Here is a 23,870-nt window from a genome sequence, read left to right as displayed (position 1 = left end):
GCTCACAGCAACTTCAGAAGCGCATCGACGACCTGATCGGTCGTCGCATTGCCGCCGATGTCGCGCGTCCTCAACGCAGCGTCCTCGAGCCCGGCACGCACCGCAGCTTCAATCCTGTCGGCACCAAGCCGCAGCCGGGTGTCGCGGTAGCGGTGATCCAGACGCCTCAGCATCAGGATCGATGCCAGAATCGTTCCATAGGGATTGGCGAGGCCCTTGCCTGCGATGTCCGGAGCCGAGCCATGCGAGGCCTGGAAGAAACCGATGCCGTCACCGACTTCTTCCGACGGGGACATGCCCATGCCGCCGACCGTCGCCGCACCGAGATCGGAAATGATATCGCCGAACATGTTCTCGGTGACGATGACGTCGAAATGGGATGGCTTGTTGACGAGATGAACCGTCATCGCGTCGACAAGCACGTGCTCGGCTTCTATATCGGGATAGTCCTTGGCAACCTCATCGAAGACGGAGCGGAAGAACGCATAGGTGCGCAGGACATTGGCCTTGTCGCAGCAAGTCACCCGGCGCCGGCCGTCCTTCGGTGAGCCGTTTCGCGATCTCGCCAGTTCGAACGCGAACCGGACAATACGTTCGATACCCTTCCGGGTCTGAACCAGCGTGTCGACCGCAACCTCTTCCCTTAGCAGCGCGCCTGCTCCGCGAGCCGCATAGAGCCCCTCGCTGTTCTCTCTGACGATCACGTAGTCGATCGAACCCGGGCGCCCGAGGGGAGACGGCACGCCCTTGTAGAGCTTGATGGGCCGCACGTTGGCGAACAGGTCCAGCTTGAAGCGGAGCGTCAGCGTGAAATCCAGCCCAGCCTCGGTTCCATCACGATGAACCACACCAGGCAGACCGGCCGCCCCGTGGAGAATGGCGTCGGCGGCGCGACAGCCCTCAAACGTGGTTGCCGGGAAAGAGTCTCCGGTTTCGAGAAAGTGAGTAGCCCCCGCCGGATATTCCACAAACCGGAGCGTGCCAGCCTGGACACCGGCTTGCAGCACCGCGACCGCTGCGCGAGCGACTTCAGGTCCAATGCCGTCTCCATGCACGACGGCAATCTTGTAAATATCCTTCATGATGCTCGCTCGACCTGTTGTCTCTTGTGGTAGTGACGTCGCTTCCCTCGCGGCAGGGCATGCACGACGTCGTATGCCCCGCCCCGGCCACCCCAGTGAATCGTCCGGATCAATCCAGCTTGATCCAGACCCCCTTCGTGTTCAGGTATTCATCGAGCTGCTCGGTGCCGCCTTCACGGCCATATCCGCTCATCTTGTAGCCGCCGAACGGCAGTGCGGGATCGATGGCGTGATAGGTGTTCACCCAAACCGATCCGGCGCGGAGACTGCGCGAGATGGTGTGGGCCTTGCTCACGTCGCGCGTGAACACACCTGCCGCGAGACCGTACGGCGTTGCGTTGGCGCGCGTCACGGCCTCATCGAGCGTGTCGAACGGCAGCGCGGAAATCACCGGACCAAAGATTTCGTCGCGGGCGATCTGCATGGTGTCGGAGACGCCGGCAAATACCGTCGGCTCGACGAAGTTGCCTTTCGCAAAGCCACCCTCCTTCAATCTGCGGCCACCAGTCACGACCTTCGCGCCCTCGTCGCGCCCGCTCCGCAGGAAGCCCTCGACCTTGTCGAGCTGGCGCTCGGACACGATCGGCCCGATCTCCGTCGTGGGATCGGCGCCGTCGCCGATCTTCAGGCTGGAAGCGAACTTCCCGAGTCGTTCGACCAGCTCGTCATGGATCGATCGCTCGACGAACAGGCGGGAGCCCGCGATACAGATCTGGCCTGTATTGGCGAACGCGGCCATCGCCGCAATCGGCACCGCCTTGTCGAGGTCCGCGTCGGCGCAGACGATGACCGGTGACTTTCCGCCAAGCTCGAGCGATACCCGCTTGAGGTTGCCGGCCGAGGCGCGAACAATGGCCTGTCCGGTCGCTGTCGAGCCGGTGAAGACGATCTTGTCGACACCGGAATGCTCGGCCAGCGGCGCGCCGGCTTCCGAACCCGTCCCGGTCACGACGTTGACGACGCCGGCGGGCACGCCGGCCTCGTTCATCAGATCCGCGATCAGCAACGGCGTCAGCGGCGCCTCTTCAGACGGCTTGAGCACGATGGTGCAGCCGGTCGCAAGCGCAGGCCCGATCTTCCAGACCGACGCAGCTGTGGGTGCATTCCAGGGGATGATCGCGCCGACGACGCCGACCGGCTCCTTCCGCGTGAAGGAAACAATGTCGCCCGGCAGCGAATTGTCGATCGTCTGGCCATGGATGGCGGTCGCCATGCCGGCGTAGTATCTGAGCATGCCGAGCACGCGAAGCTTGTTTGCCCGCGTCCTGACGATCGGCATTCCCATATCCGCCGTATCGGACTGGCTGATCTCCTCCCAGTGCTTCTCGAACAGGTCGGCGATCCGCAGCAGCAGCGCCTGTCGCTCGAACGGCTTGAAGCGGCTCCACGGTCCTTCGAACGCACGACGGGCCGCGGTAACGGCCGCGCCGATGTCGGCCGCATCGCCACGCGGCACGCGGCCGATCACCTCGCCGGTTGCCGGGTTGCGCGTCTCGAAAACCTGCCCCGAGCGGGCTTCGACCCACGCGCCATCAACGAACATCTTTCGCGTTCGTCCGTCGACTGGAAATCGGAAATCGGTTGTCATTGGGTTACCCTTCTCTGTCTCGATCGTCATTCTAGGCCGTGGGCTTCGTTTTTCGAAGCAGCCGCGCCAGTTCGGAAATGTAGGCCTGGCCGTGGCCGCTCTCGACCACTGCCGAGATGGCCGCGGCAACACCGTCGGCGATCGTCCTGGATGCTCCGGAGCTACTCGCCATGGTCCGGTAGTAGGCGATGTCCTTCAAGGCGTTGCCGATGAAGAACGGAACCGTGCCGACGTCGTCCATCACGATGGCAGGCGCCATTCGCTGGAGCGCAACGCCAGCCCCTCCTCCCTTGGCGAGGACATCGACGAAGATCGCCGGATCGACACCTGTATCGGCAGCCTGCGCAGCAGCCTCGCCGAGCAGTGCCATGAAGCCGATCGACACGTAGTTGTGGAGCAGTTTGAGCCTATGGCCAAAACTCACGGGGCCGACGTGTTCGACACCCTCGGTGAACGAGGCAAGGACGGCGCGGACGCTTCGAAGGTCGGCTTCGTCGCCGCCAACCAGAAGGTTCAGCGTTCCCTCTTCCGCTTGCTTCGCCGTGCGCGTCATCGGCGCATCGAGGAAGCGGCCACCTGCTGCCTGGACCGCGGCGGCCATCCGCAGCGTCGAGTCCGGCAGCGCCGTCGAGCAATCGACGACGATGGTACCGCTGCGGAGGCGGGACAGAACGCCCTCCTCGCCGGTGAGGATCGCTTCGACCTGGGGCGAGCCTGTCACGCAGAGGATGATCACATCCGACGCGTCTGCCACCTCTCCGGGAGTCTTGCAGGCCGTGGCGCCGAGGCCAACGAGGTCGTCGACGGGCTGATTGCCCGGATGGTCGAGAAAGACCAGGGGAAAGCCGCCCCTTGCGAGGACGTTCTTCGCGATTCCATGGCCCATCAGGCCTACACCGACAATTCCAACCTTCATCGCAATCATCTCATTCATCTAGTGGACGGCGGCGTACATGATCTGCTGCTCGGTCGCGTCGGAGGCCTTGATCTCCTCGACGATCTTGCCGCGCTTGGCGACCAAAATGCGGTCCGAGAGTGCAAGCACGCCGACGTCACCTGAGCTTGACGCACGACCGAGCCGAGCTCTCGCGCAGAATTGACCGCTCGCCACCATCGTTTCCTGCCTATAGCAGGCTTGCATTTTGATGACGCAAGATGAGCGACGTCACCCCGCCTCATGCAAGGCGCTTTTTCTGACCCCCTATTTGGTTTTTCTGATCTACCGGCATTCTCGCTGACGCCAGGAGCACCACGAAGTCGCTCGCGTCGCGCGCGTCAACGTCCAGGTCACCGTTGAGAAAAGCTGACACCCTGTCCAGAAATACTGCGCTTCGCCTGCTAGACCTGCACCGAGGTCAGCTTCTTCAGGCAACGCAGCGCGAACGACGACCGGCTGTGGCGGATGCCCGGGATGCGATAGAGCTTCTCGCGCAGGAACCGTTCGTAGCCAGCGGTGCTTTCGACCGCGACCTTCACGACGTAGTCGTAGTCGCCGGTTGTGAGATAGGCTTCGATCACCTCCGGCAAGTCCGTGAGCAGTTGGCCAAAGCGCTCGAGCATCTCCTCATCGTGGCGGTCGAGTGTCACCTCTATGATGACGGTTTCAGGCAGGCCGAGCTTCTCCTGATTGAGCAGCGCGACGTAACCATCGATATAGCCCTGCGTCTCGAGCCGCTTCAACCTGTTCCAGCATGGCGTGGTGGAAAGCCCGATCTTGTCCGCGAGCTGTGCCGTGGTCAGCCGCGCATCCTGCTGCAAGGCGCGCAGAATCTTGCGGTCGATCTCGTCAAGGCGAAGCGAGTCCTTGCGGGGTCCCCTGACCGGCCTCTTGCCACGCCCGACCTTCACCATATCGAGAATCCCATGCTGTATTTTCGATTTATACCCAGAATATCTTTATCGTAGACCGTTGATAAGCCCAGATAATCGGAACGACAATCCCGGATATTGCCAGTACAAATATCCTTACAAGACGAGGCCCGATCCGTGTTCCTTCTCGAGCTCCATTCCCGCGACATGCACGCCGCGCTCGGCCGCCTGCTCGACCAGGCGCGGGTCGCGGGCCTTCGGCTGACCGCCGTCAGCGCACGCGCGGTCGCCGACGAGTGCCGGATCTCCGCGTCGATCGATATCGACGACCGCGACGCGGTCGACCGGCTCGCGCGCCGCGTCGGCACCATGTTCTGCATCGGCAGCGTGGAGGTGCGGCGCGAATGCGACGCCGCGATGCAGGGCGCCGCGCCGTGATCGCAGCGAAGCCTCGGAGCTGAGGTGACCCACATGACCGACTACGCCCCGCTTTCCCTCCACGTCCCCGAGCCCGCGGTGCGCCCTGGCGGCACGCCGGACTTCTCCAACATCCGCATCCCGCGCGCCGGTCAGGTCGCCCGCCCCGAGGTCGACGTCGACGCCGAGGCGATCCGCGATCTCGCCTTCTCCGTGATCCGCGTTCTCAATCGCGACGGCGAAGCCGTCGGCCCCTGGGCTGGCTCGCTCTCAGAGGATGAATTGCTCGAAGGCCTGCGCCACATGATGACGCTGCGCGCCTTTGACGCACGCATGCAGATGGCCCAGCGCCAGGGCAAGACGTCGTTCTACATGCAGCACATGGGTGAGGAGGCCGTGAGCTGCGCGTTTCGCAAGGCGCTCAAGCCGGGCGACATGAATTTCCCGACCTATCGGCAGGCCGGGCTGCTGATCGCCGGCGGCTATTCGCTGGTCGAGATGGCCTGCCAGATCTACTCCAACACGCATGATCCGCTGAAGGGGCGCCAGCTGCCCGTGATGTATTCCTCCCGGGAGCACGGCTTCTTCTCCATCTCGGGCAATCTCGCCACCCAGTACATCCAGGCCGTCGGCTGGGCGATGGCCTCGGCGATCAAGAACGACAGCAAGATCGCGGTCGGCTGGATCGGCGACGGCGCCACGGCAGAGTCGGATTTCCACGCTGCGCTGGTGTTCGCCTCGACCTATCGTGCGCCGGTCGTGCTCAGCATCGTCAACAACCAATGGGCCATCTCGACCTTCCAGGGCATCGCACGCGGCGGCTCCGGCACCTTCGCGGCACGCGGCCTCGGCTTCGGCATTCCGGCGCTGCGGGTCGACGGCAACGACTACCTCGCGGTGCATGCGGTGGCGCAATGGGCATGCGAGCGCGCACGCCGCAACCTCGGCCCAACGTTGATCGAGCACGTGACCTATCGCGTCGGCGCCCATTCCACGTCGGACGATCCTGCGGGCTATCGGCCGAAGACGGAATCCGAGGCATGGCCGCTGGGAGATCCCGTCATCCGGCTGAAGAACCACCTGATCGTGCGCGGTGCCTGGTCGGAGGAGCGGCACAAGCAGACCGAGGCCGAGATCCTGGACACCGTGATCGCAGCGCAGAAGGAGGCCGAGAGCCACGGCACGCTGCATTCCCGCGAGCATGCCTCTGCGCGCGACATGTTCGAGGGGGTGTTTTCGCAGATGCCGCCACATCTGCGCCGGCAGCGCCAGGAAGCCGGAGTATAGCCATGGCGCAGCGAACCATGATCGAGGCGATCCGCGACGCCATGGACGTGATGATGTCGCGCGATGACGACGTCGTGGTGTTCGGCGAGGATGTCGGCTATTTCGGCGGCGTGTTTCGCGCCAGCCAAGGACTGCAGGCGAAATATGGCAAGAGCCGCTGCTTCGACACGCCGATCAGCGAGCTCGGCATCGTCGGCGCCGCCGTCGGCATGGCCGCCTATGGCCTGAAGCCATGCGTAGAGATCCAGTTTGCCGATTACATGTATCCGGCCTACGACCAGATCGTCTCGGAAGCCGCGCGGCTGCGCTATCGCTCCAACGGCCAGTTCACCTGTTCGCTCGTCGTGCGCATGCCGACTGGAGGCGGCATCTTTGGCGGACAGACGCACAGTCAGAGCCCGGAGGCGCTGTTCACCCATGTCTGCGGCATCAAGACGGTGGTGCCGTCGAACCCGAGTGACGCCAAAGGTCTCCTTATCGCCGCCATCGAGGATCCCGACCCCGTGATCTTCCTCGAGCCGAAGCGGCTCTACAACGGCCCGTTCGACGGCCATCACGATCGGCCGGTGACGCCATGGTCGAAGCACGATCTCGGCGAAGTTGCCGACGGGCATTTTGCCATTCCGCTCGGCCGCGCCGCGATCCGCCGGCCCGGCAACGCCGTCACCGTGCTCGCTTACGGGACGATGGTCCATGTCGCCGCGAGCGCCGTGGCCGAGACCGGGGTCGACGCCGAGATCATCGATCTCCGCACCCTGCTGCCGCTCGATCTCGACACGATTGAAGCCTCGGTCAAGAAGACCGGGCGCTGCGTGATCGTGCATGAGGCAACATTGACCTCGGGCTTCGGCGCCGAGTTGTGCGCGCTGGTGCAGGCGCGCTGCTTCTATCATCTGGAAGCGCCAATCGCGCGCGTCGCCGGCTGGGACACGCCCTACCCGCACGCACAGGAATGGGACTACTTCCCGGGTCCGGCACGGCTAGGCCGCGCGCTGATCGAAACGCTGGAGGCTTGAGATGGCCGAGCGCGTCGTCAAGCTGCCCGATGTCGGCGAGGGCATCGCCGAAGCCGAGCTGGTGGAGTGGCAGGTCAAGGTCGGCGATCTCGTGCGCGAGGACGCCGTGCTCGGCGCGGTCATGACCGACAAGGCAACCGTCGAGATTCCTTCACCGGCCGAAGGACGCGTGGTCTGGCTTGCCGGCGAGGTCGGCGACATCATCGCCATCGGCTCGGACTTCGTTCGGCTGGACGTGGACGGTAAGGGCGAGGCATCGACCGCGGCGGCGGCACCGGCGGCGCAAACGGCAAGCATATCGGCGCAAAAGACGGAACGCGCCGCGAGGACGGCAACTGAACCAACCGTCGCGCCAACGCATGCTGCGCCGTCCTTGCAGCCGCGGGGAACGCAGCCCCACCGCGGCGGCGAGCGGCCATTGGCTGCCCCCGCCGTCCGGCTGCGCGCGCGCGAGGCCGGAATTGACCTGCGCCAATTGCACGGCTCCGGCCCGGCCGGGCGGATCACCCATGACGATCTCGACCGCTATCTGGCGCGCGGAACGACAGCCGCGGAGCGTTACCCGAACGACGCCGTCACCGACGTCAAGATCGTCGGCCTGCGCCGCAGGATCGCCGAGCGGATGTCGATCGCGAACACGCGGATCCCCCACATCACCTATGTCGAAGAGGTCGACGTCACTGCGCTGGAGGACCTCCGCGCAAAACTCAATGAGCAGAAGCGCGCCGACAGACCCAGGCTGACGCTGTTGCCGTTCCTGATGCGCGCCATCGTGCGCGCAGTCGCCGCGCAGCCCGATCTCAACGCCCATTTCGACGACGAAGCCGGAACCATTCATCAATACGCCGCCGTCCATATCGGGATCGCGACACAAACCGGGCCCGGACTCGTGGTGCCGGTGGTCCGGCATGCGGAAGCCCGCGATCTCTTCGACGGCGCGGCGGAGATGATCCGCGTCACCGAAGCCGCGCGAAACGGCACGGCGACCCGCGAGGAACTCACTGGCTCGACCATCACGATCACGTCGCTCGGCGCCCTGGGCGGGCTCGTGACGACGCCCATCATCAATCATCCGGAGGTCGCGATCGTCGGCATCAACCGGATCGCGATCCGTCCGCATTGGGACGGCACGGCGTTCATCCCGCGCAAGATGATGAACCTGTCGTCGAGCTTCGATCATCGCGTGATCGACGGCTTCGATGCCGCGCGGTTCGTGCAGCGGATCAAGGCGCAGCTCGAAACGCCCGCCATGATCTTCATTGACGCGTAGGGCCATGGACGAACTCTCCTGCAAGCTTCTGGTGATTGGCGCGGGCCCCGGCGGCTATGCCTGCGCAATCCGGGCCGGCCAGCTCGGCATCGATACGATCGTCGTCGAGGCCCAAAAGCCTGGTGGCACCTGCCTCAATATCGGCTGTATCCCCTCGAAGGCGCTGATCCATGCCGCCGACGCGTACGAGACGGTCGCATGCGCCGCCGAGGGCAAAAGCGCCCTCGGCATCTCCGCGGCTAAACCATCACTCGACTTCGCCAGGACGATCGCCTGGAAGGACGACATCGTCCGCCGCCTCAATGGCGGCGTGGCGGGCCTGTTGAAGCGCGCCGGCGTCAGGTCCGTGGCCGGGCGTGCCAGCTTTCACGACGGCAAGACCGTCGAGGTTCGGATGGCAAACGGCATTCAGCTGATCCATGCCGAAGCGATCGTGATCGCGACGGGGGCGTTGCCGATCGAGCTGCCGTCGCTTCCGTTCGGTGGCCGCGTCATCTCATCGACGGAGGCGCTGGCACTTGCCGAAGTGCCAAAGCGGCTGGTTGTAGTGGGCGGCGGCTATATCGGGCTCGAGCTCGGTACCGCCTTCGCCAAATTCGGGGCCGCCGTCACCGTGGTCGAGGCCGCACCGCGCATCCTGCCACAATATGATGGAGAGATCAGCGAACCCGTTGCCAGGCGACTACGCGCGCTGGGCGTGACGGTTCTCACGAGCGCAAAAGCCAAGGCGCTTGCCGCGGGCGGCGCTGGGCTTGAAGTCGAGACCGGCGATGGCGGACAGGCGACGCTCGAAGCCGACAATATCCTCGTCACCGTCGGTCGCAAACCGGCGACCTCGGGCTTCGGCCTCGAACTGCTTGACCTCGACATGGACGGCCCCTTCATCCGCATCGATGATCGATGCCGGACCTCGATGCGCGGCGTTTTTGCGATCGGAGACGTCACGGGCGAGCCGATGCTGGCGCATCGCGCGATGGCGCAAGGCGAGATGGTGGCCGAGATCATCGCCGGGCACCGCCGCGCCTGGGACCGGGTTTCGATTCCGGCGATCTGCTTCACCGACCCTGAGATCGTCACTGTCGGCCTGTCACCGAGCGAAGCGAGCCGGACCGGTTTCAGCATCAAGACCGATCTGTTTCCGTTCAAGGCCAACGGACGTGCACTGACCCTGGATCGGGAGGACGGCTTCATCCGGACCGTGGCGCGCGCCGACAACCATGTCCTGCTCGGAATCCAGGGCGTCGGTGCGGGCATTGCCGAGCTTTCGGCAGCCTTCAGCCTCGCGCTGGAGATGGGCGCGCGCCTCGAGGATATCGCCGCGACAATCCATGCGCATCCGACCCAAAGCGAAGGCTTTCACGAAGCCGCGCTCAGATCGCTAGGGCACGCAATTCATATTTGACGTGCGGGCAATCACACCCGCGCCGGCTGCAGCACCCGGTGCCGCGGGTAGCGATGCTCGGTTTTTATTTTAAACATAAAACATCTGTGCCTGCCAGGGATCGCCAGAGCACTTGCCGGGAAACTGCGTAGACCGCCTTCCGGCATGCCGCGCACCGCAAAATTCCGTACGCCGCAGAGCCGATCCGTGTCCCCTGAACGAGCCTTGAATTTACTTTTGGCACGAACTATCTTGCGGACGACATCGAGGCCGTCACCTTCAACGGGCCCGGATGCCTCAGGAGATTTGATTTGGCAGTCGCGAAGGCGTCCCCGCCTGTTTCACCCAGGAACGGGGGTGATCAGGAGGCCGAGTACAAGGCTCAGACACGGCTTTGGCTTCGGCTGCTCGCCTGCACAACCCTGATCGAGGGCGAGCTGCGGCGCCGGTTCCGCGAGGAATTCGATTTCACGATGCCGCGCTTCGACGTCCTTGCCCAGCTTGATCGCGAGCCGAGCGGATTGGTGCTGGGCGAGCTGCCGAAGCGGCTGATGGTCTCTGCCGGCAATCTGACACCGATTGTCGATCGGCTAGTCGAGGACGGCTTTATCACCCGCACGCCTTCAAACCTGGATCGGCGCGTGCAGATCGTTTGCATGACCGTCGAGGGCCGGAAAGCCTTCAGGCGCATGGCCAAGAGCCACGGCTCATGGCTGGCCGAACTGCTGGCGGGATTCCCCGCTGACCGGCTCGATGGGTTGACCCGCGAACTCGACGAGCTCAAGGGCGCCGTCAGGGACGCGATGCAGAAGCCGTGAAGTGACGGTGCGACCGGCGCCGCAGCGGAATGCCCTCCGGCGCATCCTGCCGCTCAGGGCAGCAGCTTGTACTTCCCGTCCTCGATCTGAACCAGGATGCGCGAGCGGGCATCGACTCCATGCCGATCCGCCGGTGTGTAGGAGTAGACGCCCTGTGTCCCCGCCAGCTCCTTGGTGGTGAATAGCGCCTGGCGAAGAGCGATGCGGAATTCCGGCGAGCCCGGTTTGGCGCCGGTCGCCATCGCGCGCTTGGCCGCATCGACGAGCACCAGCCAGCCATCGAAGGAATAGGACGAGAACGAGTCGGTCGGCGGCTCACCGTTTGCCTTCTCGAAGGCGGCGCGGAAATCCAGCGCAATCTTCTGGATCGGATTGCTGGCCGGAAGCTGCTCGGCCGCGGTCACCGGCCCGGTCGGGCAAATGATTCCGTTGGCGGCCTTGCCGGCGAGCCTCAGGAAGTCGGCGCTGATCAGCCCATGGTTGCCGTAGAGCGGCCCCTTGTATCCGCGTTCGGACAGAGCGATCACCGGCAGCGCACCCGGCGTTCCCGTGCCGCCAAGCATGATGGCGTCGGGCCGCGCCGCCAACGCGCGCAGCACCTGAGCCGTCACCGACGAATCCGATCGGGCGTATCGCTCGTTGGCGATGACCTTGATGTCGGCCGCCTTGGCGCTTTGCGACAGCGAGTCGTACATGAGGTCGCCGAAGGCATCCGAGAAGCCGATGAACGCGACGGTCTTCAACCCGCGCGCCTTCATGTGATCGACGATGCCCTGGACCAGAAGCGGCGTCGGCTGCGGCGTCTGCACGACCCAAGGCCCGCCATCGCCTGATGGTACCGGTGCGATCGGCGACACCGCGATCATCGGAATCTTCATCTCGATCGCGGCCGTCGCCATCGCCAGCGTCTGCGGCGCGCCTGATGTGCCGATCAGGATGTCGACCTTCTCCTGCTCGACGAGCTTGCGCGCGTTGCGCGCCGACGCCGTGGGATCGGAAGCGTCGTCGAGCTGAATGACGCGGAGCTTCTCACCGCCGACTTCGCCGACATAGGCCTCACCGGCCGCGATCCCCTTTGCATTGGGAATCCCGATCGACGACACCGGCCCGCTGAGGCCGGTGACGAACCCGACGAGGATCTCCGCCTGCCCGACCTGCGGAACGGCGACAAGCAACGCGGCCGAGGCCAGCAGGGTCTTCATCGAGATCACGGCACCTGTCTTTCTTGATTTTGCGTTTCTTCCGTGGGCAAGCGCCATCCGCTCAGCTCAGTCCGCCGAGACCAAAGCGATCACGCGCAGCGGGCTGCCGGAACCGTTCCGGATCTTCAAGGGCGAAGCCACGATGACAGCCCCGGTGGCGGGAAGCTGATCGAGGTTGCACAGACACTGCAGGCCATAGCGGCCGGCGCCATGCAGGAAGTGATGCGCCGGATAAGGCGGCTCGAAATGGCCGGCCTGCCCCGCGTCGGTGCCGATCGTCTCGGTGCCGAAGCCGATGATGCCGCGCTCCTCCACCAGCCATTTCATGACGGCCGGATTCGGGCCCGGCGTGTGCGCGCCGTCATCCCTGAGATTGGCGTAGTCGCGCCAGCCCTTCTTCGACCAGTCGGTACGCAGCAGCACCCAATGCCGCTCGGGAATCCGTCCGTGCTTTGCCTCCCAGGCTTCGACGAGCGGGACCGTGAGCACGAAATCAGGATCCTTTGCCGCGCCTGCCGAGCAGTCGATCACGCAGGCCGGCGCGATCATGTCCTTGACAGGCATCGTGTCGACCGAATTGTTCGGCAGGTCCTTGCCGGTGAACCAGTGAATCGGCGCGTCGAAATGCGTGCCGGTGTGCTCGCCGAACGTCACGTTGTTCCAGTACCAGGCCGGACCGCGACCGTCATAGCGCGATATCTCCTGGATCCGGACCGGAGCCGCCTGGCCGAACTCCGGCGGCAGCACGATGACCGGGAAATCCGGACTGAGCGTGAAGGTCAGATCGACGACGCGCACCGCGCCGGACGAAATTGCACCAGCCAGCTCCAGGAGATTCTTGCCTTGCATTGTGACGTCCTCCCGCTTTGTTGAGATCCTGATTTTATCTGTCGAGCTCGCGCTCGAGCGCTTTCGGATTGGCGGCAAGACGCTGCCTGATTTCCTCGGCGACGTCCCCGACATAGATCTCCTCGAGCCCCCCCTTGAGCCCGGACACGATCGCCTGCGCAACAGCGCGCGGTGCGACCTTGGGCGGCGGCACGGTCTGGAACCACTCGGTGTCGACCGGCCCCGTGAACAGGTTCATCACCTTGACGCCGCCGGGCCGAAGTTCCGCGCGAAGACAATGCGACAGCGACAGACAGGCGGCTTGCGATGCCGAGTAGGCGCCGAAAGCGGGCCAGTTCGCCAGCGCATGGACCGACAGGATATTGACCCAGGCGGCGCTGCTGTTGATGCCATCAGCGCCCCGCATCCGCATCGTGGGACCGAAGGCCTGCGCAAGGTTGATGAAGCCGAGATAGGCCTGGTCGATCTCGTCGCGCGCGATGCTCGTGCCCCTACGGTCGAGCAGGCCGCCGGGCCGTACATATTCCGTCGTGTTGACGAGGATATCGACCTTGCCGCCGATGTCGGCTGCGAGATCAGCCGCCGACTTTTCGTCGGCCGCGTCGAGCGTCACGACTTCGATCCCTTGTTGTCCGCGCAACAGCTGCTCACCGGCAAAAGGCCGCCACGGTTCGGAAACGCCGACGAACACCGTCTTCGCGCCCGCGGCCTTCAGCGCCGCAACGGCCTCCTTGCCGATCAGGCTGCGGCCGTTGGTCACCAGCACACGCCGGAATTTCGGATCGGCGGTCATTTCCCGCCATTGCCGGTCGTCTGCCATGTTGGGAGTCTCCCTCTCGGGTCGGGCAAAGGCCACCGCCTGACCGCTCTTGTCGAGCTGAAACGACATCATGACGGGCGCGCCCTCGACACAGTCGGCATGCAGATGCGCCACCATCGTCGGACCGCAGTCCATCCTGACGAGACCGATGCGCCAGGGCGCCCGCTCGCGGAAGTAAACGTCGCTCGGCACCCGCGCCGTGGTTTCGGCCAGCAGCGCGCCGCGGCGCGGCGCATCGACGAAGGTAAGAGCCGCCGACAGGCAGGCGGGGCACGCCTCGCGTGCCGGATAGGCGAAAGCGCCGCACGCCTCGCAGCGTTGCAGCATGAAGCGTCCTTCGGCGGCAGCGCGCGTGAACCCGTGCGATGTCCTGCTGCGCGGCCGCGGCGGCGACGCCGGAAGCCGCGTCCGCAGCAGCGGGTTCTTGCGCCGGGGTGACTCAATCGGATCGATCATCGCGCAGGCCCTGCAAAGATCGCGGCACCGGAGGCCAGGCCGCGGTCATAGTTGATCATACCGAAGCCGGCGGCCAGACCGAGCTTTGCATCCTTGACCTGCGTCGAACCGGCTTGTCCCAGCACCTGCCGCAATCCTTCGACCAGCCCGAGATAGGCGCCGGCGGCGCCGGCCTGCCCGGCAGACAGTTGGCCGCCCGAGGTGTTGTGCGGGAAGTCGCCGTCAATCGTCAGGTCGTGCTGACGCACGAAGGCCGCGCCCTCACCCTTGTTGCAGAAGCCGAGATCCTCGAATTGCATCATCGTGATGACCGGATAGTCATCATAGGTCTGCACGACATCGAGATCGTCAGGCTTCACGCCGGCCATCGCGTAGAGCTCGCCGATATCCATCGCCCAGCCGCCGCGCACCTGCATCGGATCGTCGGCGAAGGCATTGTGCCGCTCGATGGTCGACAGCAATCGCGCGGCCGGCAAGCCCAGCGATGCCGCGGTCTCGTCCCGCATCACGAGGAAGGCCTCGGCCCCGGCACATGGCATCACGCAATCGAACAGATGAATGGGATCGGAAATCGGACGCGCCGCCAGATACTGCTCGATCGTCAATGGCGCCTTCATCAGTGCATGCGGGTTGCGCAGCGCGTTGGCGCGCTGGGCGACTGCGATCCTGCCGACATCCTCTCGCGTGACGCCATACGTCCGCATGTAGTTGCGCGCAATCAGCGCGAAGCTCGCATTGGCGCCGCCTGCACCATAGGGATAGACCGCGTCCTGGTTGAAGCGCGAGAAATTCTCGAGCGTCAGGCGGAACGAATCGACGTGGTTGGTATCGCCGGCCACGCAGGCCACGATATCGGCATCGCGTGCCTGCACCGCGCGCGCTGCCTTCCGCAACGCCGCGATGGCGCTGGCGCCGCCGAGCGGGATCGTGTCCAGCCATCTGACGCAAAGCCCGAAATGCTGCGTCAGTCCAATCCCGCTGTCAGTCCCCATGGTGAAGCTGGAAACGCACAGGCCGTCGATGTCCGACGCCTTGATGCCGGCCTTCGCGACCAGCGCGCTCAGCGCGCGTCCAATCCACCATTGCGCGCTCTCGATGGAGTAGCGCGCATAGGGGATCGTGACGGGAGCCGCCATCACGATGCCGTCATACGGTGTGCGCAGCGAATTTTTCACCAGCCGCCTGCCTTACCTGCCGCCTCAGATCACCGTCAGCTTGACGTCGATATTGCCACGAGTCGCATTCGAATAGGGGCAGCGCTCGTGCGCGCCCGCGACGATCTCCTCCGCCACCGCCCTCTCGACGCCGGGCAGATTGACCTTCAGCTCGACCGCGAGCGCATAGCCGACGGGGACCGGTCCCATGGCAACCTTCGCAAAGACGGATGGCTCGGCAGAGGGCGCGATCTTCCTGGTGCGCGCCACGAGCTTGACCGCGCCAAGAAAGCACGCGGCATGGCCGGCTGCAAAGAGCTGCTCCGGGTTGGTCCCCTCGCCACCGGGTCCGCCCAGCGATTTCGGCACGGACAGCGACACCGACAGCAGGCCGTCGGCACTGGCGGCCTTGCCGTCGCGGCCCCCCGTCGCCGTCACCTCGGTCTCGTACAGGATCTTCTCGGGTCTCATCATGTCTAGCTCTCCAGAACTCAGCGGCGTTCGCGTTAGCGCTTGTTGCGCGCGAGCATCGCCCGGAAATCGTCACGGGCGAGCGCGCTGGCGCGTTTGAAGCTCGGCCCGCGGCTCGGCTCGGTGCCGTTGAGCTGCCTGAGCTGCACCCACATCTCGGCGCTCTTCAATGCCACCGCCGCGCAGTTCACGACCGGCGCGTGCCCGACCTTCAGGCCATGCTCGCGCCCAATCAGGAGGCCCGGCAGCACGCCGGCGGGGATCACCACATCGGCTCCGCGCTCCACCAGTGGAAGGGCGCAAGCCAGGAAATCCTCGATCATCCGGGCATAGGCAGCCTGATCGCCCGCGAACGCATGTGCGAAATCCTCCGGTTTGCAACCGAGGCCGGTCACGTGGACGACGCGATCACCTAGGCCGTAACGTTCGGCCTGCTCGTAGTGCCAGACCTCGAAGACGAGATCGAGCGTCACGAGGCCGAGGCGCCGGCCGAGCTGCGAGGCTGCCAGCAACGTCGCCTCGCCGGTGCCGATCACGGGAATGTCGAGCGTCGAGCGGAGCTCGTAAAGTCCGGGATCCTGGAAGTGGCCCATCACGAAGGCGTCGAACCCGTTCTCTTCCGCCGCGATGCCGTTGTCGATCGCCTGAACCGCACAGCGCAATTCGGCGAGCCGGCCGAACTCCCGATCGGGCGGCGAAATGCCCTCGACCTGAACCGTCGTGCCGGGCGCGGCAATATTGTTTAGATACTCCGACAGCCGCGCCATATAGGGCGCGTTCACGCTCGCCTCGACGAAACTCTGCCAGAAGATGCGCATCGCCCTTCTCCTCGAACGGTGACGGGAGCGTCGGCCGTCGGCCTGCCGACGGAGATATTTCAACCATAAACTAATTGACGCGTCAAATGCGCGCGGCGGAGCCCGCCAAGGCGACCGCTCTATCGCAACCAGAGGGCCCGTTTTTCGGGACAAAGAAATGAAGGAAAATGGCGCGCGCGGACGAAATTGTATGCAGCAACATTTTTTTCTGACAGCCCCGTGACACGTGTTGACGGCGCCACGGAGAATACTTTAGGCTTTAAGTAATCGACCACCGGCCGCTACCGGTGGCCATGACGATGATGTTGCAGGGCACCGATTTTGAGAAACTCGATCGCGTGGACTAGCGTCGGGCCGCAACGGCCGGCAGCAGCATCGCCGACCGCGCAGCGCGGCGGCGGCATTCGTCTTCTTTCGCTTCGACAGATACCCGCGGGCTGCAGTCGCCCCGCCCGCTATTCGAGCGGCACGCCTCGCCATGGCCGCTGACGCCCCGGCCCAGCAAAACTTCCCCTCGCCGCGCCCAGCGTCTGGCGCTGCAGCAATGCCTTCAATCGGTTCGTTCGCGGCTCGGGCCCCTGCCCGGCTTCCAGACTTTCGTACCCAGCATCAACGGAGGACAACGCAAATGCGGCAGAAGACTCTGGGGTTACTCGCACTCGTCGCGGGCATCTTCGCGGCGCCGGCGGCGCAGGCCGACATCACGATCGGCTTCGTCACCTCGCTGAGCGGCAACGGCGCATCGATCGGCATCCCCTATGGGCGCGGCATCAATGCCGCCTATGAATACAAGAAGACGATCAACGGCGAGACCATCCGCCTGATCCAGCTCGACGACGGCTCCGATCCGTCGGCCGCGACGCGCAACGCGCGCAAGCTCGTCGAGGAGGAGAAGGTCGACCTCATCATCGGCACCGCGACGACCCCCTCGACCATTGCCATGGCGGCCGTCGCCAGCGAATTGAAGGTGCCGATGATCGCGATCTCGCCCCTCGGCAAGCTTCCTGACTCGCCGGAGCAATGGGTCGTCGCGGTGCCGCAGCCGGCTTCGCTGCTGGTCAAGATCGTCGCGGACCGGATGAAGCGCGACGGCATGAAGAACATCGGCTATATCGGCTTCTCCGATGCGTGGGGCGACCTCGTCTACAACGGCGCCAAGGCCGCCGAGCCGACCGACGGCATCAAGGTGCAGACCAACGAGCGCTATGCCCGCACCGATACCTCGGTGACTGCGCAGATCCTGAAGGTCATGGCCGCACGTCCCGACGCCGTCCTGATCGGCGGCTCCGGCACGCAGGGCGCGCTGCCGCTCATCACGCTCTCCGAGCGCGGCTTCAAGGGCAATACCTACGGCACCGTGGCGCTGGTCAATCCGGACTTCGTCACCGTGGGCGGCAAGGCCGCCGAGGGCATTCAGGTGTCCGCCGGCCCCGTGATCGTGGCCGAACAGCTTCCGGACGACCACTTCGCCAAGAAGATCGCGCTCGACTTCCGCGCGGTCTACCAGAAGACCCACAACATTCCGACCACCGACGGGTTCTCGGCCTACTCCTTCGATGCCTGGCTGATCTTTGCCAACGCCGCCGAGCGGGCGCTGAAGACCGCGAAGCCCGGCACGGCGGAATTCCGCACCGCGCTGCGCGACGCCATCCTCAGCACCAAGGAACTGCCGGGCGTGCATGCCGTCTACAACTTCAAGCCCGGTGCGGTGACCGGCGTCGACGAGCGCTCGCTGGTCGTGGTCCGCCTGACCGGCGGCGCCTGGAAATACGCGCCATAGTCGGAAGATGGCAGGCGGCCAGAACGGGGGAACGGCGTCTCAATGACGAGCGACATCGCGGCTATTCTTGGGATCGACGGAATCGCCACTGGCGCAGTCTACGCGCTGGTGGCGATCGGAACCGTGCTCATCTTCACGGTGACCCGGGTCATCTTCATTCCGTTCGGCGACATCGCCGCCTTCACCGCGCTGACGCTTGCGGCGCTCGATGCCAAGCGCTTTCCCGGGACCGGCGCGCTGGTCGTGGTGCTGGCGTGCCTTGCGACCTTGATCGAGGTCATTTCGCTCGTTCGCAGCGGCGATATCCGCCTGCTGCCGCGCGCGCTGCTGTTCTATCTCGCCATTCCCTTGGCGGTGGTCGGCATCGCCTGGCTCGCCATGCGGATAGACCCGCCGCTCGCGGTCCGGTTGCTGCTGGCGCTGATGCTGATCACGCCGATTGCCCCGCTGCTCGACCGGATCGTGTTCCGTCCGATCGCCGACGGCACGGTGCTGTTGCTGCTGACGGTCTCCGTGGCGCTGCACTTCGCGCTGGTCGGTCTTGGCCTGCTGTTCTTCGGCCCTGAAGGGGTCCGGACCGAGCCGTTGACGTCGTTCTCGACGGAGTTCGCCGGCGTCCTGATCTCGGGTCAGACCATGCTGATCGTGATCGCCGCGCTGGTCTTCAGCGGCCTGCTCTATCTGTTCTTTGACTTCACTCTGGTCGGCAAATCGCTGCGCGCCACCGCGGTGAACCGGACCGGCTCCCGCCTGATGGGCATCCGGCCGGCGCGCGCCGGCACCATCGCCTACCTGCTCGGTTCGCTGATGGCCGGCGTATCGGGCATCCTGATCGCGCCGGTCAATACCGTGTTCTACGATTCCGGTTTCCTGATCGGCCTGAAAGCGTTCGTCGGTGCCATCGTCGGCGGCATGACGAGCTATCCCGGCGCCGCGATCGGCGCGGTCGGGGTCGGCATCCTCGAAAGCTTCGCATCGTTCCAGAGCAGTGCGCTGAAAGACGTGATCGTGTTCTCGCTGCTGATTCCGATCCTGATCTGGCGATCCCTCGCCTCGCTGCATTCCGAGGAGGAGATCGAGGAATGACGCGCCTTCATGTTCAGCTCGCTGCCGCCGCGGCGCTCGCGTGCCTCGCACTCGCGCCCGTCGTCCTGAGCCCGTTCAGCATCACGCTGATGAACTATATCGGCATCTATTCGCTCGTCGCCATTGGCCTCGCGCTGCTCACCGGCGTCGGCGGCATCGTGTCGTTCGGACAGGCTGCATTCGTCGGCATCGCGGCCTATGCGACGGCGTGGGTCTCTGCGCTGAACGGGCAATCGCCCTGGCTCGGCCTGCTGTTCGGGGTCGTGCTGACCTGCAGCGTTGCGGCCATCCTCGGCGTCGTCACCTTGCGCCTGCAGGGCCATTTCCTCTCGCTCTCGACCGTCGCCTGGGGCCTTGCGATCGGCTTCCTGTTCGGCAACGTCGACGGGCTCGGCCGCTTCAACGGCATCTCGTCGATACCGCCGATCAGGCTCGGCTCCTTCGCGCTCGTCTCCAGCGGGCAAATCTATTACCTGATCTGGGGCATCGTCGCCCTGGTGCTCCTGCTCGGCTACAATCTCTTGGACTCGCGGCTCGGCCGCGCCATGCGGGCGCTGCGCGGTGGCAACACGCTCGTCGAGAGCCTCGGCATCAACGCCTTCCGGATCAAGCTCGTGACGTTCGTGATCGCGGCGTTCCTGGCCTCGCTCTCCGGATGGCTCTACTCGCATATGAGCCGCTTCATCAGCCCGGGTCCGTTCGATGCCAGCATGGGCATCGAATATCTGATGATGACGATGGTCGGCGGCGCCGGCAGCCTGCTTGGCGGGGTCGTCGGTGCGGCCATCGTCACCCTGCTGAAGAACAGCGTGCAGGATTATCTGCCGCTGATCGCCAAGGGCGCGTCCGGACAGCTCGAGATCGTCGCCTTCTCCGCGCTGTTCATCCTGTTCCTGCAATGGGCGCGGCAGGGCATCGTTCCCACGATCGCGCGCTACCTGCCGAAGATCCGGCGCGAGCGGCCAAAGCCGGCGCCGCCGCTGCCGCGCCGCCCGCAGCCGACGCCGGGCGAGCTGCTTCTGAAGGTTGATGGCGCCGAGCGCCGGTTCGGCGGCCTGGTTGCGGTCAACAATGTCAGCTTCGAGGTGAGGTCGGGCGAAATCCTCGCCGTGATCGGTCCGAACGGCGCCGGCAAGAGCACGATGTTCAACTGCCTGACCGGCGCGCTGCGGGTCAGCAAGGGCGACATCGTCTTCGCGGGACGCACGATCACGCGCGATCCGCAATCCCGCATCGCCAAGGCCGGCGTCGCCCGGACTTTCCAGCATGTCAAGCTGCGGCCGCGCATGAGCCTGCTGGAGAACGTCATGCTCGGCACCCACAGCCGAACCAGCAGCGGCCTGTTCGCCGGCGCGTTTCGCCTCAATCGGCGCGAGGAAGCCAGCGCCCGGCACGAGGCGCTGATGCAGCTCGAGCGCGTCGGGCTCGGCGACAAGCCGTTCGAGCTCGCGGGCAACCTTCCGCTCGGCAACCAGCGCATCCTCGAGATCGCGCGCGCCCTCGCCGCCGATCCCGCGCTGCTGGTGCTGGACGAGCCGGCGGCGGGCCTGCGTCGACAGGAAAAGCTGCGACTGGCGGAGCTGCTCCGCTCGCTGCGGGCGGATCACCTGACCATCCTGATCGTCGAGCACGACATGGAGTTCGTGATGTCGCTGGTCGATCGCATCGTGGTGCTCGACTTCGGCTCCAAGCTTTGCGAGGGCGCTCCAAGCGCGATCCGCAGCGACGAGCGGGTGCAAGAGGCCTATCTCGGAGGCGTCGCGTGAGCCAGATGTTGTCCATGACCGACGTCACCGTCTGCTACGACAACGTCGAGGCCGTCCGCAACGTCTCGCTGTCGGTCGACGAGGGACAGATCGTCACCGTGATCGGCCCGAACGGCGCCGGCAAGACCACGCTGCTGATGGCTGCCATCGGCCTGCTCGCATCGCGCGGCAGCATGGTGTTCCGCGGCAGCGACATCCGGAAAATGTCGGTCGAGGACCGCGTCGAGCGCAGGCTCTGCCTGGTTCCGGAGAAGCGCGAGCTGTTCTCCGACATGTCGGTCGCCGACAACCTTCTGCTCGGCTCCTACAGCCTGCGTGATCGCTCCGGCGTCCAGAAGACGCTGGACGAGGTCTATGATCGCTTTCCCCGGCTCAGGGAGCGGCAGCGTCAGGCCGCCGGCACGCTCTCCGGCGGCGAGCGCCAGATGCTCGCGCTCGGGCGCGCGCTGATGGCAAAGCCCGCGCTGCTGATGCTCGACGAGCCCAGCCTCGGCCTCGCGCCGCTGATCGTGCGCGAGATCTTCCGCACCATCGCCTCGCTCCGCGACCTCGGCGTCTCGATCCTGCTGGTCGAGCAGAACGCCCGCGCTGCGCTCGAGACGGCCGATTACGGCTACGTGCTGGAGACCGGCGAGGTCGTGCAATCGGGCCCCGCCAAGGACCTCATCCACGATCCCCGGCTGATCACCGCCTACCTCGGCGGGCACTGACACCAAAATATCGAAAACAACCCCATGCAAAGCAGCCGGCGGGTGTCGAGGTCGAATTCGTTTTTTACGAAATCGACTTGACACGTCGGGCAAATCAGGGGTGTACTGCCATTATCGCAGCGCAAGTCCGCTATCCGACCAGACGAGGTCGGCGATTTGCGAGCGGGTTCTCGGCCTGCACGGCGCGCAGCCATTCGCGGAAGCTGACGACCTCCGGACAATCTGCGGTGCCTTCAGGCGCAATCAGCCAATCACCCAAACCGGATCCCTCATTGAGCCGGTCGCAGCGATGGCCCGGATGGTGGCCTAGGCCGCGGGCTATCAGCAGGTCGACCTTACCCTCGGCCAACTCGTGCAGGCCCGCGGGCTGCAGCACCTGCAAACCGATTTCGAGATGCGCGCTGCGAAACTCCGCCAATTTGAGGCGGCGCAGGTCGAAGCTGCCATGGACCCCCAATTGCAGCAGCACCGCACCTGCCGGTTTCAATTGCGCGGTCGCGTCCGCGATCTGGCGAAAGCCTTCGGAGACCCCGGGCAGATAGGCCTGACCGGCCGCGGTCAGGATCAACTGCTTATGCAGCCGCTCGAACAACTGCACGCCGAGGCGCGCCTCCAGCGCTTTCACCTGCTGCCCCACGGCGGCAGGCGTCACGTGCAGCTCGTGTGCGGCCAGTTTGAAGCTGAGATGCCGCGCGGCGGCCTCGAAGGCACGGAGCGCGTTGAGAGGTGGAAGGGCGTAGGTCATCGCGCGGGAGTTTGACACCGACAGGCGGTGGCCTTGCAATAGATTTTCTTGCGCTGAACCTCAGCAAACATGCTTTGCGCCGCGGCGACACCGCCGGATACGGTCAGGCCGCAATCCGGAGACGCCCATGCCCGCAGCTCACATCGTCAGCCACAATCCCGCAACCGTCCACCCTCCCGCCGGCGGATACTGCATGGGACTTGAATTGACGCAGCATCGCCGCCTGCTGTTCATCAGCGGCCAGGTGCCCGAGAGATCCGACGGCACGGTGCCCGAGGGTTTTGCGGCCCAATGCGAGCAGACCTGGCGCAATGTCATGGAGGTGCTCGCAGCCGCAGGCCTGCGCGTCGAGCATCTGGTCAAGGTCACCACGTTCCTGACCGATCAGGATCAGCTCGTGGCCAACCGCACCATTCGTCGCAGGATGCTCGGCGAGCATCAGCCCGCGCTGACGGTCGTGATCGCCGGGACCGTCGACAGCAAATGGCTGCTGGAGATCGAGGCGATCGCCGCCGCGTGAAACCAGTTTCCCCGACGTCACAACGATCCAACCGTGTCAGGTATCCAATGACTGAGACCATCCACCCGTTTTACGAGTCGCACCGCGGCGCCATGGAGGCCGCCATGCGCCATCGCCTCGACCTTGCCGAAGCGATGTTGCGCGAGCGCGCGCATCTCGCCGATATCGATCGCATTCGGCAGGAGGTGATGGACGAATTCCAGATCGTGCTCACCCAAATGCCCTATGTCGGAGGCGCCACAAGTCGCATGAGCGATTTCTTCATGCGCCTCACCGGCTTCATGGCCATCAGCCGGGTGCTCCGGCGGCACGGCGTGTCGCCTTCCATGATCGGCGAAATCGAACGGGAAACCTACAAGGCGCAATTGCTCACCGAGCCCGAGGCGGAGCGCCTTGCCTCAGGGCGTCAAATCATGTCGCCCGAGAATCAGGCTTTTCTGCGCGAACAGGCGACAAAAAGCGCTACAGCGAGTCATCAGAACGAGTTTCCGGAAGATTTCGTCTACGATTTCGTCGAACCGGGCCCGGGCGACGAGTTTGAATTCGGCATCAATTACAGGGCCTGCGGCTTTTGCAAGTTCGCGGCTCGCCACGGCGACAAGGAAATCCTGCCGAACATTTGCGGGCTTGATTTCGACGCCTATGCGGCGCGCGGCATCCGCCTGGAAAGAACGCAAACATTGGCCGGCGGCGCGAGCCACTGCAATTTCCGATTCTCGCGACTTCGCCCCCGTCACCATGTTGGCTAATGCTCTGAATTGCCTTCCGCTTCCGGTGGCGCAGCGGACGTGACCGGACTCGCTGCTCGCTCGCCTCAGTCGCGAA

23 protein-coding genes are annotated in these 23,870 nt (G+C 65.0%); 12 read left to right on the top strand and 11 right to left on the bottom strand.

Annotation, left to right across the window (positions count from 1 at the left end; translation table 11 throughout):
• Window positions 1-2: 2 nt before the first annotated feature.
• From QDT69_RS33615 to QDT69_RS33600, 4 genes are all read right to left on the bottom strand, one after another.
• Window positions 3-1,082 carry an isocitrate/isopropylmalate dehydrogenase family protein gene (locus tag QDT69_RS33615; RefSeq protein WP_279710768.1) on the bottom strand — a complete coding sequence of 360 codons (1,080 nt, stop codon included), beginning with the start codon at window positions 1,080-1,082 and terminating at the stop codon, window positions 3-5.
• A gap of 109 nt (window positions 1,083-1,191) precedes the next feature.
• Window positions 1,192-2,670, bottom strand: a complete 1,479-nt coding sequence (locus QDT69_RS33610) for an aldehyde dehydrogenase (protein WP_279710767.1) — start codon at window positions 2,668-2,670, stop codon at window positions 1,192-1,194.
• 31 nt (window positions 2,671-2,701) lie between these two features.
• A complete protein-coding gene (locus tag QDT69_RS33605; protein WP_279710766.1) occupies window positions 2,702-3,604 on the bottom strand; it encodes an NAD(P)-dependent oxidoreductase in 903 nt (300 codons plus the stop codon).
• A 404-nt stretch (window positions 3,605-4,008) separates the two neighbouring features.
• Window positions 4,009-4,521, bottom strand: coding sequence for an Lrp/AsnC family transcriptional regulator (locus QDT69_RS33600; protein WP_279710765.1), 513 nt, complete (start codon window positions 4,519-4,521; stop codon window positions 4,009-4,011).
• Between the two features lie 135 nt (window positions 4,522-4,656).
• Here QDT69_RS33600 and QDT69_RS33595 point away from each other — a divergent pair, with 135 nt between their 5' ends.
• From QDT69_RS33595 to QDT69_RS33570, 6 genes are all read left to right on the top strand, one after another.
• The gene (locus tag QDT69_RS33595; protein ID WP_279710764.1) at window positions 4,657-4,917 is read left to right on the top strand and encodes a hypothetical protein; all 261 of its coding nucleotides are present in this window, start codon (window positions 4,657-4,659) and stop codon (window positions 4,915-4,917) included.
• Between the two features lie 33 nt (window positions 4,918-4,950).
• Window positions 4,951-6,183: a 3-methyl-2-oxobutanoate dehydrogenase (2-methylpropanoyl-transferring) subunit alpha gene (locus tag QDT69_RS33590; RefSeq protein WP_279710763.1), complete on the top strand. Its 1,233-nt coding sequence runs from the start codon at window positions 4,951-4,953 to the stop codon at window positions 6,181-6,183.
• 2 nt (window positions 6,184-6,185) lie between these two features.
• Complete coding sequence (locus tag QDT69_RS33585) at window positions 6,186-7,199, top strand: alpha-ketoacid dehydrogenase subunit beta (protein ID WP_279710762.1); 1,014 nt, start codon at window positions 6,186-6,188, stop codon at window positions 7,197-7,199.
• 1 nt (window position 7,200) lies between these two features.
• Window positions 7,201-8,469: a dihydrolipoamide acetyltransferase family protein gene (locus QDT69_RS33580; protein ID WP_279710761.1), complete on the top strand. Its 1,269-nt coding sequence runs from the start codon at window positions 7,201-7,203 to the stop codon at window positions 8,467-8,469.
• A 4-nt stretch (window positions 8,470-8,473) separates the two neighbouring features.
• Window positions 8,474-9,871 carry a dihydrolipoyl dehydrogenase gene (lpdA, locus tag QDT69_RS33575; RefSeq protein ID WP_279710760.1) on the top strand — a complete coding sequence of 466 codons (1,398 nt, stop codon included), beginning with the start codon at window positions 8,474-8,476 and terminating at the stop codon, window positions 9,869-9,871.
• 452 nt (window positions 9,872-10,323) lie between these two features.
• Window positions 10,324-10,668, top strand: coding sequence for a MarR family transcriptional regulator (locus tag QDT69_RS33570; RefSeq protein WP_279710759.1), 345 nt, complete (start codon window positions 10,324-10,326; stop codon window positions 10,666-10,668).
• A 53-nt stretch (window positions 10,669-10,721) separates the two neighbouring features.
• On the opposite strand, the gene QDT69_RS33565 is transcribed toward QDT69_RS33570, so the two are convergent.
• From QDT69_RS33565 to QDT69_RS33540, 6 genes are read right to left on the bottom strand one after another with little or no spacing between them, the layout of a single operon-like run.
• Entirely contained in the window at window positions 10,722-11,879 is a 1,158-nt protein-coding gene (locus QDT69_RS33565) for an ABC transporter substrate-binding protein (protein WP_279710758.1), read from the bottom strand.
• A 57-nt stretch (window positions 11,880-11,936) separates the two neighbouring features.
• Window positions 11,937-12,719 carry a cyclase family protein gene (locus QDT69_RS33560; RefSeq protein WP_279710757.1) on the bottom strand — a complete coding sequence of 261 codons (783 nt, stop codon included), beginning with the start codon at window positions 12,717-12,719 and terminating at the stop codon, window positions 11,937-11,939.
• Window positions 12,720-12,753: 34 nt separating this feature from the next.
• Entirely contained in the window at window positions 12,754-13,995 is a 1,242-nt protein-coding gene (locus QDT69_RS33555) for an SDR family NAD(P)-dependent oxidoreductase (RefSeq protein WP_279710755.1), read from the bottom strand.
• The gene (locus QDT69_RS33550) at window positions 13,992-15,170 is read right to left on the bottom strand and encodes a thiolase family protein (protein ID WP_279710754.1); all 1,179 of its coding nucleotides are present in this window, start codon (window positions 15,168-15,170) and stop codon (window positions 13,992-13,994) included. The genes QDT69_RS33555 and QDT69_RS33550 overlap by 4 nt, the downstream gene beginning before the upstream one ends.
• A 24-nt stretch (window positions 15,171-15,194) precedes the next feature.
• Complete coding sequence (locus QDT69_RS33545; RefSeq protein WP_347952182.1) at window positions 15,195-15,623, bottom strand: organic hydroperoxide resistance protein; 429 nt, start codon at window positions 15,621-15,623, stop codon at window positions 15,195-15,197.
• A 32-nt stretch (window positions 15,624-15,655) separates the two neighbouring features.
• On the bottom strand, window positions 15,656-16,438 hold the full coding sequence (locus QDT69_RS33540; protein WP_279710753.1) for an aspartate/glutamate racemase family protein: 783 nt from the start codon (window positions 16,436-16,438) through the stop codon (window positions 15,656-15,658).
• A 628-nt stretch (window positions 16,439-17,066) separates the two neighbouring features.
• On the opposite strand from QDT69_RS33540, the gene QDT69_RS33535 reads away from it, so the two are divergent.
• From QDT69_RS33535 to QDT69_RS33520, 4 genes are read left to right on the top strand one after another with little or no spacing between them, the layout of a single operon-like run.
• Complete coding sequence (locus QDT69_RS33535; RefSeq protein ID WP_279710752.1) at window positions 17,067-18,218, top strand: ABC transporter substrate-binding protein; 1,152 nt, start codon at window positions 17,067-17,069, stop codon at window positions 18,216-18,218.
• Between the two features lie 42 nt (window positions 18,219-18,260).
• A complete protein-coding gene (locus QDT69_RS33530) occupies window positions 18,261-19,304 on the top strand; it encodes a branched-chain amino acid ABC transporter permease (protein ID WP_279710751.1) in 1,044 nt (347 codons plus the stop codon).
• Window positions 19,301-21,070, top strand: coding sequence for a branched-chain amino acid ABC transporter ATP-binding protein/permease (locus tag QDT69_RS33525; RefSeq protein WP_279710750.1), 1,770 nt, complete (start codon window positions 19,301-19,303; stop codon window positions 21,068-21,070). The genes QDT69_RS33530 and QDT69_RS33525 overlap by 4 nt, the downstream gene beginning before the upstream one ends.
• Window positions 21,067-21,780 carry an ABC transporter ATP-binding protein gene (locus QDT69_RS33520; RefSeq protein WP_279710749.1) on the top strand — a complete coding sequence of 238 codons (714 nt, stop codon included), beginning with the start codon at window positions 21,067-21,069 and terminating at the stop codon, window positions 21,778-21,780. The genes QDT69_RS33525 and QDT69_RS33520 overlap by 4 nt, the downstream gene beginning before the upstream one ends.
• Before the next feature lie 130 nt (window positions 21,781-21,910).
• Here the strand turns inward: QDT69_RS33520 and QDT69_RS33515 are convergent, their stop codons facing one another.
• Window positions 21,911-22,525: a LysR family transcriptional regulator gene (locus QDT69_RS33515; protein WP_279710748.1), complete on the bottom strand. Its 615-nt coding sequence runs from the start codon at window positions 22,523-22,525 to the stop codon at window positions 21,911-21,913.
• A 127-nt stretch (window positions 22,526-22,652) separates the two neighbouring features.
• Between QDT69_RS33515 and QDT69_RS33510 the strand changes: the two genes are divergently transcribed.
• Both QDT69_RS33510 and QDT69_RS33505 read left to right on the top strand, forming a co-directional pair.
• Entirely contained in the window at window positions 22,653-23,045 is a 393-nt protein-coding gene (locus QDT69_RS33510; protein ID WP_279710747.1) for a RidA family protein, read from the top strand.
• 47 nt (window positions 23,046-23,092) lie between these two features.
• Window positions 23,093-23,794 carry an L-2-amino-thiazoline-4-carboxylic acid hydrolase gene (locus QDT69_RS33505; protein ID WP_279710746.1) on the top strand — a complete coding sequence of 234 codons (702 nt, stop codon included), beginning with the start codon at window positions 23,093-23,095 and terminating at the stop codon, window positions 23,792-23,794.
• Window positions 23,795-23,870: the final 76 nt, after the last annotated feature.

The organism is Bradyrhizobium sp. CER78, from assembly GCF_029846235.1.
GTDB lineage: Bacteria > Pseudomonadota > Alphaproteobacteria > Rhizobiales > Xanthobacteraceae > Bradyrhizobium.
The sequence above is the reverse complement of the archived record's forward strand: the minus strand, read 5'-3'. Positions and strand labels throughout refer to the sequence as shown.